The organism is Methylobacterium aquaticum (genome assembly GCF_016804325.1).
Lineage (GTDB): Bacteria > Pseudomonadota > Alphaproteobacteria > Rhizobiales > Beijerinckiaceae > Methylobacterium > Methylobacterium aquaticum_C.
This window is the reverse complement of record NZ_CP043627.1, coordinates 1,176,203-1,190,000: the sequence shown is the minus strand read 5'-3', so window position 1 is coordinate 1,190,000 and position 13,798 is coordinate 1,176,203. Positions and strand designations below refer to the sequence as shown.

At 70.2% G+C, this 13,798-nt stretch carries 12 protein-coding genes and 3 pseudogenes (1 of these 15 only partly in view); 4 read left to right on the top strand and 11 right to left on the bottom strand.

The annotated features are described in order from the left end of the window. The 4 genes from F1D61_RS05225 to F1D61_RS05215 form a co-directional block, all read left to right on the top strand. Window positions 1-1,273, top strand: partial view of an NAD-dependent succinate-semialdehyde dehydrogenase gene (locus F1D61_RS05225; protein WP_203156795.1) — the 3' portion only. It extends 188 nt beyond the left edge of the window; 1,273 of the gene's 1,461 nt are visible here — the last part of the coding sequence; its start codon lies beyond the left edge, outside the window; the stop codon is at window positions 1,271-1,273. A 99-nt stretch (window positions 1,274-1,372) separates the two neighbouring features. Then, a complete protein-coding gene (locus F1D61_RS05220; protein WP_203156794.1) occupies window positions 1,373-2,239 on the top strand; it encodes a GNAT family N-acetyltransferase in 867 nt (288 codons plus the stop codon). A 127-nt stretch (window positions 2,240-2,366) separates the two neighbouring features. Further along, window positions 2,367-2,498, top strand: a complete 132-nt coding sequence (locus F1D61_RS35260) for a hypothetical protein (protein ID WP_432443209.1) — start codon at window positions 2,367-2,369, stop codon at window positions 2,496-2,498. Between the two features lie 216 nt (window positions 2,499-2,714). Continuing rightward, entirely contained in the window at window positions 2,715-3,503 is a 789-nt protein-coding gene (locus F1D61_RS05215) for a hypothetical protein (protein WP_203156793.1), read from the top strand. Window positions 3,504-3,679: 176 nt separating this feature from the next. On the opposite strand, the pseudogene pufC reads toward F1D61_RS05215, so the two are convergent. The 11 genes and pseudogenes from pufC to F1D61_RS05160 form a co-directional block, all read right to left on the bottom strand. Next, window positions 3,680-4,599, bottom strand: a pseudogene (gene pufC / locus F1D61_RS05210) (photosynthetic reaction center cytochrome PufC). Between the two features lie 122 nt (window positions 4,600-4,721). After that, entirely contained in the window at window positions 4,722-5,702 is a 981-nt protein-coding gene (pufM, locus tag F1D61_RS05205; protein ID WP_203156792.1) for a photosynthetic reaction center subunit M, read from the bottom strand. 51 nt (window positions 5,703-5,753) lie between these two features. After that, window positions 5,754-6,577: pseudogene (gene pufL, locus F1D61_RS05200) on the bottom strand (photosynthetic reaction center subunit L). Window positions 6,578-6,684: 107 nt separating this feature from the next. Beyond that, the gene (gene pufA / locus F1D61_RS05195; protein ID WP_203156791.1) at window positions 6,685-6,864 is read right to left on the bottom strand and encodes a light-harvesting antenna LH1, alpha subunit; all 180 of its coding nucleotides are present in this window, start codon (window positions 6,862-6,864) and stop codon (window positions 6,685-6,687) included. 16 nt (window positions 6,865-6,880) lie between these two features. Then, window positions 6,881-7,111, bottom strand: coding sequence for a light-harvesting antenna LH1, beta subunit (gene pufB, locus F1D61_RS05190; RefSeq protein ID WP_203156790.1), 231 nt, complete (start codon window positions 7,109-7,111; stop codon window positions 6,881-6,883). A gap of 151 nt (window positions 7,112-7,262) precedes the next feature. After that, window positions 7,263-7,478 carry a hypothetical protein gene (locus F1D61_RS05185; RefSeq protein ID WP_246775721.1) on the bottom strand — a complete coding sequence of 72 codons (216 nt, stop codon included), beginning with the start codon at window positions 7,476-7,478 and terminating at the stop codon, window positions 7,263-7,265. A gap of 89 nt (window positions 7,479-7,567) precedes the next feature. After that, window positions 7,568-9,027 (bottom strand): annotated as a pseudogene (gene bchZ, locus F1D61_RS05180) (chlorophyllide a reductase subunit Z). Beyond that, the gene (gene bchY / locus F1D61_RS05175) at window positions 9,027-10,559 is read right to left on the bottom strand and encodes a chlorophyllide a reductase subunit Y (RefSeq protein ID WP_203156789.1); all 1,533 of its coding nucleotides are present in this window, start codon (window positions 10,557-10,559) and stop codon (window positions 9,027-9,029) included. Before bchY ends, bchZ begins: the two are co-directional and overlap by 1 nt. Before the next feature lie 2 nt (window positions 10,560-10,561). Further along, window positions 10,562-11,560 (bottom strand): chlorophyllide a reductase iron protein subunit X, encoded by a 999-nt coding sequence (locus F1D61_RS05170; protein ID WP_203156788.1) that lies wholly within the window; start codon window positions 11,558-11,560, stop codon window positions 10,562-10,564. Beyond that, a complete protein-coding gene (gene bchC / locus F1D61_RS05165; protein WP_203156787.1) occupies window positions 11,557-12,489 on the bottom strand; it encodes a chlorophyll synthesis pathway protein BchC in 933 nt (310 codons plus the stop codon). The genes F1D61_RS05170 and bchC overlap by 4 nt, the downstream gene beginning before the upstream one ends. Window positions 12,490-12,577: 88 nt before the next feature. Further along, window positions 12,578-13,756: a methyltransferase gene (locus F1D61_RS05160; RefSeq protein ID WP_203156786.1), complete on the bottom strand. Its 1,179-nt coding sequence runs from the start codon at window positions 13,754-13,756 to the stop codon at window positions 12,578-12,580. Between the last annotated feature and the right edge of the window lie 42 nt (window positions 13,757-13,798).

Below are 13,798 nucleotides of genomic sequence, written 5' to 3'. Positions count from 1 at the left end.
CGCGTTTCCGGCCTGGCGCCGCACCTCGCCGTCCGAGCGCGCCGCGATCCTGGAGCGCTGGAACGCCCTGATCCTCGAGAATGCCGAGGATCTGGCGGCGATCATGACCGCCGAGCAGGGCAAGCCGCTGGCTGAGGCCCGCGGCGAGGTCGCCTACGGGGCGAGCTTCGTGAAGTGGTTCGCGGAGGAAGCCCGCCGCATCACCGGCGACGTGTTCACCGCTCCGCTCGGCGACCGCCGGGTGCTGGTGCTCAAGGAGCCGGTCGGCGTCTGCGCGGCGATCACGCCGTGGAACTTCCCGATCGCGATGATCACCCGCAAGGTGGCGCCGGCCTTCGCCGCCGGCTGCCCGATCGTGGTCAAGCCCGCCGACCTGACGCCGTTCTCGGCGCTGGCGCTGGCGGTGCTGGCCGAGCGGGCAGGGGTGCCGAAGGGCGTGTTCAGCGTCGTCACCGGTGAAGCCGCACCGATCGGCGCCGAGATGACCGGCAGCGAGACGGTGCGCAAGCTGTCCTTCACCGGCTCGACGGCCGTCGGGCGGCTGCTGATGGCGCAATCGGCGCCCACCATCAAGCGGCTGAGCCTGGAGCTCGGCGGCAACGCGCCGTTCATCGTGTTCGACGATGCCGATCTCGACCAGGCGATCGCCGGCGTGATGGCGTCGAAGTTCCGCAATGCCGGTCAGACCTGCGTCTGCGCCAACCGGATCCTGGTGCAGGACGGCATCCACGACCGCTTCGCCGCCCGCCTCGCCGAGGCGGCGGCCGGGCTCCGGGTCGGCAACGGCTTCGAGGCCGGGGTCACGATCGGCCCGCTGATCAACGATGCCGCCGCCGCCAAGGTGACGGCGCATCTCGACGACGCGCTCAAGCAGGGCGCCCGGCTGGTCGCCGGCGATCCCGACGCCGTCCGCGGCCGCTTCGTACCGCCGCTGGTGCTCACGGGAGCCGACACGGAGATGCGCCTCGCCGTCGAGGAGACGTTCGGGCCGCTCGCCCCGCTGATGCGCTTCTCGCGCGAGGAGGATGCCATCGCCGTCGCCAACGCGACGCCGTTCGGTCTCGCCTCGTACTTCTACACCTCCGACATCCGCCGCGCCTGGCGGGTCGGCGAGGCGCTGGAATTCGGCATGGTCGGGCTCAACACCGGCACGGTCTCGCTGGAGGCGGCGCCCTTCGGCGGCATCAAGCAGTCGGGCCTCGGCCGCGAGGGCTCGGCCTACGGCATCGACGAGTACCTCGAGCTCAAATCGCTCCACATGGGCGGTCTCTGATGGGCGGTCTCTGACCGTCGTCCTCCCTCCGGCGCCCCGGCTCTCGCTGCGAGGCGGGGCGCCTCCTTCGATCCCTGCCCAGACTGGAAACCCGACGCGATGACCCATGCAGCCCCGACCGCCGCGGCCGATGCCGCCCCGACGATCCGCCCGATGACCGACGCCGACATCGAGGCGGCCCACGGCCTCTCGGTCGAGGCGCGCTGGCCGCACCGGGCGGAGGACTGGCGGATGATGCTCGAGGTCGGTCACGGCCTGGTGACCTGCGACGCGGCCGGCCGCGTGATGGGTTCGGCGATGTGGTGGCCCTTCGGCGAGGGTCTCGCCACCATCGGCATGGTGATCGTCTCGCCGCAGATGCAGGGCAAGGGGACCGGCCGGCGGCTGATGCGGGCGCTGTTCTCCGCCGCCGGCGACCGCACCATCCGGCTGACCTCCACGGTGGCGGGCCGCCCCCTCTACGAATCCGAGGGCTTTCGCGTCACCGGCAGCAACACGCAGTTCCAGGGCATCGCCACCGCCTCGGCCGCGATCGACGACCCGCGGGTGCGCCCGGCGACCGAAGCCGATTGGCCCGCCATCGCCGCGCTCGATTGCGAGGCGGTCGGCGGCGACCGGTCCCGGCTGCTCGACGCGCTGCGCGGGGTGGGCCGCACCGTCGTCCTGGAGGTGGAAGGCCGCGTCGCGGGATACTCGACCTGCCGGCCTTTCGGCCGCGGCCACATCGCGGGCCCGACTATTGCGCCGGACGCCGAGGCCGCCGTCGCGCTGCTCAGCCCGCACGTACGGGCCCATGCCGGCGCGTTCCTGCGCATCGACACGCCGGAGAGCAGCGGGCCGCTCGTCGCGTTCGTGGAGGCAAGCGGCCTCGCCAATGTCGACGTGTCGGTGACGATGACCCGGGGCCAGCCGCGCCGGATCGGCCCGGCCCGGGTCTTCACCCTGGCCAACCAGGCTCTAGGATAGCGGGAAAGTGGCGGGGCGAGTGCTCGCCCCGCCGATCGCCGGACTGAACCGAACTGCTTATGGTCGCCCGAGCGAAAAGGCCTCACTCCATGGGGGAAATTCGCATAAGGATGATTATGGAACGAAAATGCTCGCGATGAGCCTGAAGTGGCGATCGGTGGGCCCGCAGGATTCCATTTTCATTCACGCGAGCGACATCTTCGAGATCGTCAACGAGCGTTGGGGCAAGATCGCGACCGCTGGCGGGTCGAGGCATTGATTTGCCGCCTGACGGACTCCCACCACATCGCCACCCGCGACGACAAGAGTGCCCGCAATGTCGCCTCGGCCCTCACCTTGGCTGCCGTCAGCGCCGTCTGACTATCATCGAGACTCGACTTAGGCCTCGCATGGCAAGGGGTTCGGCCTGTTCGTGCCAAGACCCGGGCCGCCGGGATGCGGAGAGTGCGACCGGGCGGTCGCGACCTTCGTCGTTGTGGAGGAGTTCTTCGAGCGGCTGCGCGGGCGCCGCGATATCGAGCAGGTCATCCCCCTGGACGCGGTCGCCTCCACGCCGGAGACGGATACGGATCGGATGATGGCGGAAAACGACCGCTTCAGCCTGCGGTCGATCGATCGGCGCGCCGACGCTGGGCTGACGATCGAGCCTCTCGGCTTCGTCGCCGGCCTGGCATCGTCGTACGACCGCTTCGAAATCGAGGCCGGGAACGCCGGGGACATCGGCCCGCTCCGCGTGACCGACATCCACCTGGGGATCTCGTATCGCGGGCAAGAGGCGGGCTGGAGCTTCTCGGGCGCGACCCTCGGCGGCGGCACGATCGTGCTCGGGGATTTCGTGGCGGATCTCGACAGGTTCGAGGTCGCGCTGCCGGAGGCGATCAAATCCAGCACCCTGCACGACCTCGCTGTCACGTCAAAGACCGGGACCTCGGCGTTCCGATTCGGCCTGCAGGGCACCTTTCCCTCGACACGATCGACGGCCGGCTTACGGCCGATCCACCCCCTGATGCGGCCGTGGCGCACCGCCATGGTGGTCGGTGAAGCTCGATCGCTCGCCGGTCTCCTTGGCGCGCTGGACGCGCATCCGCTGCCAGATCAGGAACAGGATGACCAGCGCGAAGGTCGTGAAGGCGAGCATGTAGATCAGGCCGGAATCGCCCATGGCCGTTGCCTCCGGGATGCGCCCTGGGACGGGCGGTGGTTGACTGGCGCACGGGCGGACATCCGCCGTCGCACGTATCGATCCAACTCCGCGAGGCCCTGATTCCGCCGATGCGGCAAATCGTCATGAGATGACCAGAAGTCGATGATCGAGCCGGGACAGCGACGTTACGCTTCGATCGCAGGCAATCGATTGTGCGTCATCGGTCATGTGAACGTGAAAGAGCCCCGGTTCCTTGCGAAACCGGGGCCTCGTCGTGCGATCCCGATCGATAGCCCCTACTTCGCTGCCGGCATCGGCGTTCCGGCGAGCTCGGGATAATCCTTGAGCATCTGGGCGCCGTTGAGGGGCTTGGGCAAGCCCTGGTGGCAGGTGGTGCAGTTGGCCTTCGGCGGGTCGCCCTCCGGCCCGAGCCGGGCCTCGGGCAGCACGGGCGTCAGGGGCGTGATGAAGTTGCCGTTGATGTCGCGCACCATCCGGATGCCGTGCCAGGCGGTGACGCGCTTCGGGGTGCTCTCCTCCCAGGACGAGAAGGCGCGGCTGTTGTGGCAGTAGGTGCAGTTGACGCCCAATCCCTCCGCCATGTGGATCATCAGGGCGTAGGTCTTCTCCGTGGTCTGGAGCGGCTTCGACGGGCTGGTGGGCAGGGCCGTCGTCGCAGCGACCCGGATGGCGTTCTGGTCGATGGCCGCATCGTCGAGCAGGCCCTGGTACGGATCGAGGTTGAGCGAGGACAGGCCGGCCTCGGGCGCCGGGTGGTTCTGGCCGTTGGCCCGGGCGGCGAAGCCCTGCGCGTGGGGCGGCCCGGGATTGTCGTGCCAGACCGCCTTCGGCACCGGGTTGCCGCGGTGGCAGGTGTAGCAGGTCACGCCGGTCTCGCCGACGTGGTTCTTCCAGTCGGCGTTGATGTGCCGGACCATCCGGAGCATCGAGCGCGCCACGGTCTTCGCGTAGACGCTGTCGTCGGCCATGTTCTCGACGTTGTGGCAATAGGCGCAGCCCTGCTCGGAGCGACCCACTCGGTGATCGAGACCATCACGCGGTTGAACTGGTCGGTCGAGAGGTCGGTGAGCACCTTGACGTTCTGGTAGGTCTGCGTGGCGAGTTCGCCGCCGGGTGGGACGGGGTCCTGGGGTGCCGGGGCGGCGTTCTCGTCGAGCTTGACCGCGAGGGTGCGGGGATTCTGCACCTGCACCATGCCGGTGCCGCGGAATCCGGTCTGCTCGGAGCGGACCGGGGGCCGGGTCCAGCCCGCGGTGCCGAACATCGCGCCGGTGAGCAGCACCGCCACCACGACGCCGAGGATTTGGAGCGCGAGCTTCATGGCGTGCCTCCCGGGTTGGCGAGCGGATCCACCACCGGGCCGTAGATCTGCGGGTAATGCGGCGCGACGCCGTGCTTGACCGCCCAGAGGTACCAGTTGTCGACCACCGTGCCGGTGAGCAGGATGCCGATGCCGCCGGTGAGCGTGGTGAGGAAGGCGAACCACCACAGCCAGCGATGGACCGATTCCATCGTGGCGTTGAAGCCCATGGTCCAGCGCCAGAACAGGGCGGCGCGCTCGGTCGCGGTGCCGCGATCGACGATCTGCTCGATCTCACGCTCGCCGCCGTAGCGGCTCACCGCCAGGATGGTGGCACCGTGCATGGCAAACAGCATCGTCGATCCGTACAGGAAGACGATCGAGAGCATGTGGAACGGGTTGTAGAAGAGGTTGCCGTAGCGCAGCGAGAACGCCGCGGTCCAGTCGAGGTGGGGGAAGATGCCGAACGGCACCGCCTCGCTCCAGCTTCCCATCAGGATCGGCCGGATGAAGCCGAGCACCAGGTAGAGCCAGATCGCCGAGGCGAAGGCCCAGGGCACGTGGTAGCCCATGCCGAGCGCCTGGGCGCGGCGGAACAGCCGGACCCACCACAGCAGGATCGACGCGGTGAGGAAGAAGCCGGCGATCAGCCACCAGCCGCCCTCGGCGAGCGGCGGCAGGATCGTGAGCCCGTATTCCGGTCGGGGCGGCTCGAGGGCGAGCCAGGGCAGCTGGCGGATGAACTGGACCGGGTCCCAGTTCACCGAGGCCCACATGTTCAACCCGATGATCTCGATGGCGATGAAGCCGCAGGCGAGCGACATCGTACCGAGGGTGCCGAGATAGATCGGGCCGATCTGGGCGTTGCCGACGAGGCCGGCGAGGTAGCTGAAGCCGCCCTGCCCGGCGCGGTTCTCGATCTCCGGAATCTCGACCCCGGCCTCCGGGTGGAGCGGATGGACCTGAACCTGGGTGTAGATGTTCTGGTAATACCCCATGGCGGCGGATGCCTTCTGAAGGGTGGTGTCTCGAAACGCAGGTGGACGAACTCAGCGCCAGATCGGCAGGCTCAGCCACCAGCCCCACCATTCGGGCCAGCCGCGGGTCCAGAACGGGCCGCTGATGACGATGCAGACGGCGCTCCAGAACCCCGCCGAGAGGGCGAGGAACAGGCCGAGGCGATGGATGCCGATCGTGCCGATCGAGTAGCCGATCGTGTCGCGGAAGAAGGTGTCCTCGTGCTCGGGGTCTTGACCACCTCGCCCTTCGGCGGGTTCGTCGAGGACAGGATCAGCGAGCCGTGCAGCGACAACGCGAAGGTCGTCGTGAAGAAGAACGTCACGCCGAGCATGTGCGCCGGATTGTAGTGGAAGTGCAGATACTGGTAGCCGACGTTCGACACCCAATCGAGGTGGCTGAGGATCCCGTACGGGAAGCCATGGCCCCAGGCGCCCATCAGGAACGGGCGGACCACCACCAGGGTGACGTAGGCGAAGATCGCGACCGAGAAGGCGAAGGGCACGTGGTAGCCCATGCCGAGCTTGCGGCAGATCTCGACCTCGCGCAGGGCCCAGCAGGAGAACGACCCGACGGCGCAGAAGGTGATGATCTGCCACAGGCCGCCTTCGCGTAAGGGCGCCAGCGCCAGCCCGTATTTGAGGTCGGGCGGCGCGATGTTGATCTGCCAGACGTTCCAGGTCGGGCCCAAAGCTGCGCCCCAGACGATCAGGCCGGTGCCGAGCAGGGTGAAGAACAGCCCCAGCACGCCGAAGAAGCCGACATAGAACGGCCCGACCCAGAAATCGAACAGGTCGCCGCCGAGCAGAGTGCCGCCGCGGACCCGGTATTTGCGCTCGAAGTTCAGCATGGCCATGGGCGCGGCCCTCCCCGTCCGCGAAAGCGTGGTGGCCGCGGGCGGGCTCGACGCCCGTCCGCGGTGCGAGGGCACTCCCGTGCGGGGCGCCCGGTCCGCCGGCCGGTTCAGGTCGGCAGGACGTGGGTCTGCGCGATCTCCGCCCGCTTCGCCGCCGGGCCCTCCAGCCAGTTGAACCGGTTGGTGCTGAGCAGGATGAAGTGGATCAGCAGCGCGAGGACGAACAGGAAGGTGAAGAGCGCGACGAGCGTGCGGCGCGGATCGAAGAGAAGCCAGACCTTGTGCATGGCGATCACTCCTTGCCTACGAGAAGAAGGGCATGATGCTGGTGGCGGCGACCTTCACGCTGCTTTCCAGCGCCGAGTAGCCGTTGGGCCCGGGCAGCCAGGGCCGCCACAGCCAGACGAGGAAGTGCGCGACGACCGCGATCGCCGTGAAGATGATGAAGCTGGTGACGAAGATCCCGTGGAATTCCTTCGCCTCCTCTTCGGTGAGTCCTGACAGTACGCTGGGTTTGTCCATGCCGTTGGCCATTGCCGAACCTCCGGATGCGGATCCGCGCGGGGGCTCCCGCGCGGCTTTGCCCGGCCGTGACGGACGGGCGGTCTCTCCGCCGCGGGGGATGGCGGCGGAAACTCGGATTCGACGGGCGGGCAGCCCGGGGCGCCTCACCCCGGACGGGACCTCATCCCATGAAGGCGAAGGGAATCGCCGAGAGCGCCATCGCCCGCGCCTCGACGAAGACCGAGCGGCGGGGCCCGGCGGCGGGGCGCAGGCGCTGCACCAGGGCGGCGGCCAGGAAGACCGGGTAGGTCGCCGCCAGGAAGGCCCTGAACTGGACTGCCTCCGAACGGGACCGCGACACCGTGAAGAACGAACGGGACATGGTTCCGGCTCTCATGATCGCTGATCTCCTCCCTGGCCCGCGGGGATTCGCGCGGCGTCTTCCGTGGCCGGCGCGGCGGGGGCCGCGCCGGAAAAGCTTCGGCGTCAGGCCGCCGCGAGGGCGATGCGGGCGCGCTCGACGCACATGCCGGTCACGCTGTCGGACCCGGCGCGCGCGGCCTCGCGCTCGGCGGCGTCGCGCAGGCGCTTGGCGAAGGAGATCCGCACCAGGACCGGGCTCTCCTCCACCGAGGCGTCGAGGCGCTCGCGGGCCTCGTCGTCCCAGGGCAGGGCGCGGTGCGTGCGGGCCGGCGTCGCCTCGACGGCGTCCATGTCCCGCGACAGCGGCAGGATGTGGAAGAGCGCGTCGAACAGCGCGTTGCAGACTTCCTGGACCAGGTAGGTCGCGCCGGAATAGCCCATGAACGGCGTGCCGGTATGGCGCCGGACCACGGCCCCGGGGAACGAGGCCGGGATGAACACCGCCCTCCCCCGCTCTCGGCGAGATAGAGGCGCTCGTTGTAGGAGCCGAACAGCACCAGCGGCGGCGTCTCGCGGATGGCCTGCCGGACCGCCGCGTTGTCGGGCTTGGCGCCGGCCTTTCGCGAGAACGCGAACCGGCAGGGCAGGCCCATCTCGTCTTCGAGGAAGTTTCGCAGGCCGCGAGCGTAGGTGTCGGTCGCCACCACGCCGAAGCTCGCCGAGGCGAAGAAGTCCTGCGTCACCGAGCGCCAGAGGTCCCACAGGGGCTTCAGGGTCGTGTGCTTCTCCCGCTCGATGAACGGCTCGGGATCGACGCCCAGGATCTCTCCGAGCGCCCGCAGGAACTTGGTGGTGCTGTGGACGCCGATCGGCGCCTGGAGGTAGGGCCGATCGAGGGCTTCGCAGAGCAGCCGCCCGAATTCGCGGTAGAGGCAGATATTGGCGTCGGCCTCGACGAGGCGCGGGATGTCGGCGAGGTGGCTGCCCAGCGGAAAGACCAGGTTCACCTCGGCCCCGATGCCCTCGACGAGGCGCCGGATCTCGGCAAGGTCGGAGGGCATGTTGAAGGTGCCGTAGGCCGGGCCGATCAGGTTGACGCGGGGTTTCACCCCCGGCGCCCGCTCCGGCCGGGGCGGGATCATGCCCTTCTTCGCGGCTTTCTTGGCGCCGTACTCGGCCCAGAGCCAGGACAGGGCCCGGTCGGCGGATTGCCACTGGTCCTCGTCGATGGTGCGGGGCAGGAAGCGCTGGAGGTTGGTGCCCTCGGGCGTGACACCGCCGCCGATCATCTCGGCGATCGAGCCGGTGACGACGACGCTCGGCTCCTTCGGATCGAGGGTCGCGTGGGCGCGGCGCATCGCGCCCTCGGTGCCGTGGCGGCCGAGTTCTTCCTCGGCGAGCCCCGTGACGACGATCGGCAATTCGTGCGGCGGCAGCGCGTCGGTGTAGTGCAGCACCGAGGTGACCGGCAGGTTCTCGCAGCCCACCGGGCCGTCGATGACCACCTGGAGGCCCTTCACCGCGGTGAAGACGTAGACGGCGCCCCAATAGCCGCCGGCGCGGTCGTGATCGAGGACGAGCATCAGGCCATCTCCCCGACCGGCTTCTCGGGCGCCGCACGCTTCACCGCGGCGCGCTTCTTCGGCACGTCCTCCCAGATCCCGGCGGCATGGCCGGTGCCGACCCCGGCGAAGAACGACCGCATGGCGTCGAACCGGTCGCGTTGCGCCATGGCGCCGTTGATCACTTGCGCCAGCGAGCCGGCGCCTGCGACGCCCATCAGCGGGCGGGCCGAGATCAGGTTGGTGAAGTAGAGCGCGGGAATCGCCCGCTCCTTGGCCTTCTGCACCACCGGCGTCGTGCCGATGGCGAGGTCGGGCCCGAATTCCTCGACCGCCGCGAGATCCTGCTCCAGGGAGGCGCGGAACTGCACCCGCGAGCCATGGGCCTCGAGCCAGTCGCGGTCGGCCTCCGAGTGCTTGGTGCGCGGGCAGGCGGTACCGACGTAAGGCACCTCGGCACCGCTCTCGACGAGGAGGCGGGCGACCAGCAGCTCAGAGCCCTCGTAGCCGGTGAGCGTGATCCGGCCGCGGATCGGGTTGGCGGAGAGCGCGCCGCGGATCGCCGGCAGGAACCGGTTCTTGGCCGCCGCGACCATCGCGGGGGAGACGCCGCAGGTCTCTCCGATCGCGTCGAGCCAGGCGGCGGTGCCGTCATGGCCGACCGGCGCGGAGGCGACCGCCGGGCGGCCCGCCGCTTCGAACTCGCGCAAGGACGCGATGTAGAACGGGTGGATCGCCGCGACCGCCGTGCAGTCGAGCGCCGCGTACAATTCCCGCCATTCCCGCGTCGGCACGACCGGGCCGGCGCTCAGGCCCAGCGGATCGAGCAGCGCCCCGATCTGCATCGGATCGGCCGGGAACATCTCGCCCAAGAGCGCGATCGTCGGGCGCCCGTCCCGGGGCTGGCGCGGGGCGGCGACGGGGCCGTGCTCCGCCTCACCGCGTGCGACCTTCAGCATGGCGCCGGCGAGCACGTCCTTGGCCTCGGCATGGGTCGGCACGCCGAAGCCCGGAACGTCGATGCCGATGATCCGCACCCCGTCGATCTCCCGCGGCAGCAGCCGCAGCGGCACGCCGGAGGCCGTCGGAACGCAGAGGTTGATGACCACGACGGCGTCGTGGAGCGCCGGATCGGCGGTCTCGCGCACCGCGTCGCGGATGTCCTCGAACAGCTTGCCGGTGACCAGGGTCTCGGAATTGAACGGCACGTAGCCGACGGTCCGCCGGGCGCCGTAGAAATGCGAGGTGAAGGTGAGGCCGTAGACGCAGCAGGCCGAGCCCGACAGGATCGTGGCGGTGCGGCGCATCCTGAGGCCCACCCGCAGCGACCCGAAGGCCGGGCACATGCTCTGCGGCTGGTCGTGCGGGCCGGTCGGGTAGTCGCGCCTCAACGCGTCCATCGTCTCGCCCATGCCGGCGGCTTGCGCCGCTCGGGCCATCGTCTCCTTGCCGGAATGGCAGCCGAGACCGTCCTGGCGCGTCGCTTTCAGGTTGATCGGGGCATCGACGGGCTTTCGGGCGCGCAGCGCCGCGAGGTCGAGGGAGGCGCCCATGGTCAGACCGCCTCGTAGACGACTTCGAGGGAGGGTTTCCGCGCGACGGCCCGGCCGCGCATGTCGGCGTCGCTCGCCGGATCGAGGACGACGCCGCGCCCGACCGCCTCGCCCTTGAACAGGCCCAGCAGCTGGTCCTGGCTGAGCGGCGTCGGCCGGTGCGGCAGGGCGGTGCCGATATTGTCGGCGAGTTCGGCAAAGAGCGGTCCCCAGCGCCCGTCCGGCCGGCCGATGATCTCGTAATTCGCGCTCTTCTTGCGGATGTCGTCGTCCGCGGGAATCGAAGCGAGGATCGGGATGCCGGCGGCCTCGGCGAAGGCCTGCGCCTCGCCGGTGCCGTCATCCTTGTTGATCACGAGGCCGCCGACGCCGACATTGCCGCCGAGCTTGCGGAAATACTCCACCGCCGAGCAGACGTTGTTGGCGACGTAGAGCGATTGCAGGTCGTTCGAGCCGACGACGATGACCTTCTGGCACATGTCGCGGGCGATCGGCAGGCCGAAGCCGCCGCAGACCACGTCGCCCAAAAAGTCGAGCAGGACGTAGTCGAAGCCCCATTCGTGGAAGCCGAGCTTTTCGAGCAGCTCGAAGCCGTGGATGATGCCGCGCCCGCCACAGCCGCGGCCGACTTCCGGTCCGCCGAGCTCCATCGCGAACACGCCGTCGCGCTTGAAGCAGACGTCGCCGATCTCGACCGATTCGCCGGCGAGCTTGCGCTTGGTCGAGGTCTCGATGATCGTCGGGCAGGCCCGGCCGCCGAAGAGCAGCGAGGTCGTGTCGCTCTTCGGGTCGCAGCCGATCAGCAGCACCCGCTTGCCCTGCTGCGCCAGCGTGTAGGACAGGTTGGCGAGCGTGAAGCTCTTGCCGATGCCGCCCTTGCCGTAGATCGCGATGATCTGCGTTTCGCGGGTCGCGGTGGTCGGCACCGGGTCCGGCGGGATGGCGGCCTCGGCCCGCAGGATCGAGGCCTGGAGGGCGGCGCCGGTCAGCGAAGCGTTCATGGCTGGGCTCTCCAATCGAGGATCATCTTCAGGCAATCGGGATCGCCGAAGGCTTTGCGGTAGGCGTCAGGCGCATCCGCGGCCGGGCGGCGATGGGTGACGAGGCGGTCGAGGGACAGGGCGCCGGTGCCGGCGAGCGCCGCCACCGCGTCGAGGTCGTGCGGCTGCCACTGCGCCGCGACGCGGAGGCGCGCCTCGCGCAGGAAGGCCGGCGGGAAGGCGAAGGAGAGCGGCGCCTCGTAGAAGCCCGCCAGCACCACCTCGCCGCCGGGCTGGAGCCGGGTGATCAGGGTGTCGAGAAGGCCGGCATCGCCGCTCGCATCGATGATGCGGGCGTATCGGGTGTCGTCCTGGCTCGGGTCGATCACCGGGTAGTCTTCGCTGCCGCGGCGGGCGGGATCGCGCTCCCACACCACCGGATCGAGGCTGGATGCCCGCATCAGGCGGGCGAGGAGCCGGCCGAGCACCCCGTGCCCGACGACGAGCTGACGCCCTTCCGCGGCGCTGCCTCGAAGCGCGTGGCGTGCGGTGGCGGCGAGGGCCAGCAGGATGCCGCGTTCGCCCAGCGACTCGGGAATCGGCCGCAGCCGGTGACCCTTGGAGACGAGGAGCGAGGCCGCGCCGCCGAACAGCCCGCGGACCGGCCCGAAGCAGCGGGCGCCCGGCACGAACACCGTCTCGCCGACGCGGCGGCCGGATTCCGGGCCGGCCTCGACGACGACACCGACCGATTCGTAGCCCGGGACCAGCGGGTAGCCCATGCCGGGGAAGTCCGGCATCCGCCCCGACCAGAGCAGGCGCTCGGTGCCGGTGCTGATGCCGCTCCAGGAGACCTCCACGGTCGCGTCGGTGGGGCCGGGCGCGTCGAGAGCGAGGTCGGCGAGGCCGAGCCGTTCGGGACGGTCGAGGATCACGGCCTGCGCGTGCATGCGGTACGGCCCTCCCCTGTTCGCGAGAACTGCCGTTCTGGGCGGCAATCGTCATCTTAGATGGACGGCTATCCGCGTCAAGTTTACTTTACACTTTTACGGCGGATGGCTCCGAGGGGGCCGTGGCGACGAGCAGGCGGACCAGCATCGGGCGCCGGGTCCGGCACTCGCGCACCCGCGCGAATCCGGCCGCCGCCAGCATCCCGGTGAGTTCGGTCGCGGTTCGCGGCCGGCCGCTGCCCATGGCGAGGAGGTAAAACCCGAAATAGGCGTCGCCGACCGGCTCGGCGCCGGGGGTGCCGGCCATCGGCTCGGCGAGCAGGAGCGTCCCGCCAGGACGGAGCGCCGCGCGGGCTGCCTTCAGGAGAGCGAGGGCAGGCCCGTCGTCGTGGTCGTGGATCACGCGCACCAGCGACACCGCGTCGGCGCCGGGCAGTAGCCCGTCATGGAAGCTGCCTCCGCGGGCGGTCATGCGCCCCGCCAGCCCCTCGGCGGCAAAGCGCCGTTCGGCCCGGGCGGCGACCGGCGGCAGATCGAACAGCGTAACGTGCAGGTGGGGAGCGCTGCGCGCCGCCTCGACCGCGAAGGCGCCCTCCCCGCCGCCGACATCGAGCAGATGCGCGTGAGGATCGAGCGGATACGCCTCGAGGATGTCGCGGGCGACCAGCGCCTGCGAGGCGCCCATCAGGGCGCTGTAGGATTCGACCGAAGCCGCATCGACGCCGGCCGGGTCGTCGGACCCGGCATAGGCCCAGTAGCCCGAGAGCCGGGTCGGTGCGTGCGTGCCGCGGAGCAGCGCCACGGGATCGCGCAGGTCGTCGTAGAGCATGGCATGATGCGCGACCATCGCGGCGACGGAGGGGTTGCCGAGGAGCGCCGCGCCGAGATCGCCGAGGGCGAAGCGCCCGTCGCGCAAATGCGTCAGGAGGCCGAGAGAGGCGGCGGCGCGCAGGAGGCAGAGCGTCCGGTCGGGCGGCAGGTCGAGGCGGCGGGCGAGTTCGTCGGGGGCGAGCGGCCCGTCGGCGAGGATCCGGAACAGGTCGAGGCGCAGGCACGCCGCAAGCACCTGCGCGTAGACGAAGCCGGCGCAGAGATCGAACAGCGCCCGGGCATTGCGCCGGGCGATCGGCCGAGTGAGCGGGAACGCGGCGGCGAAACGCTGGAAGCGCGGGCTGGCGATCAGGCGGTGGCGCCAGGCGAGGAGGCGGTCGCGCCAGAGGGGTGGCGCGACCGAGGTGGCTGGAAGGGCGTGAGGTTCGGGCCTCATGACCCTCCCCCCTCTGCGGGGGAGGGTGCCCGGCGGATGCCG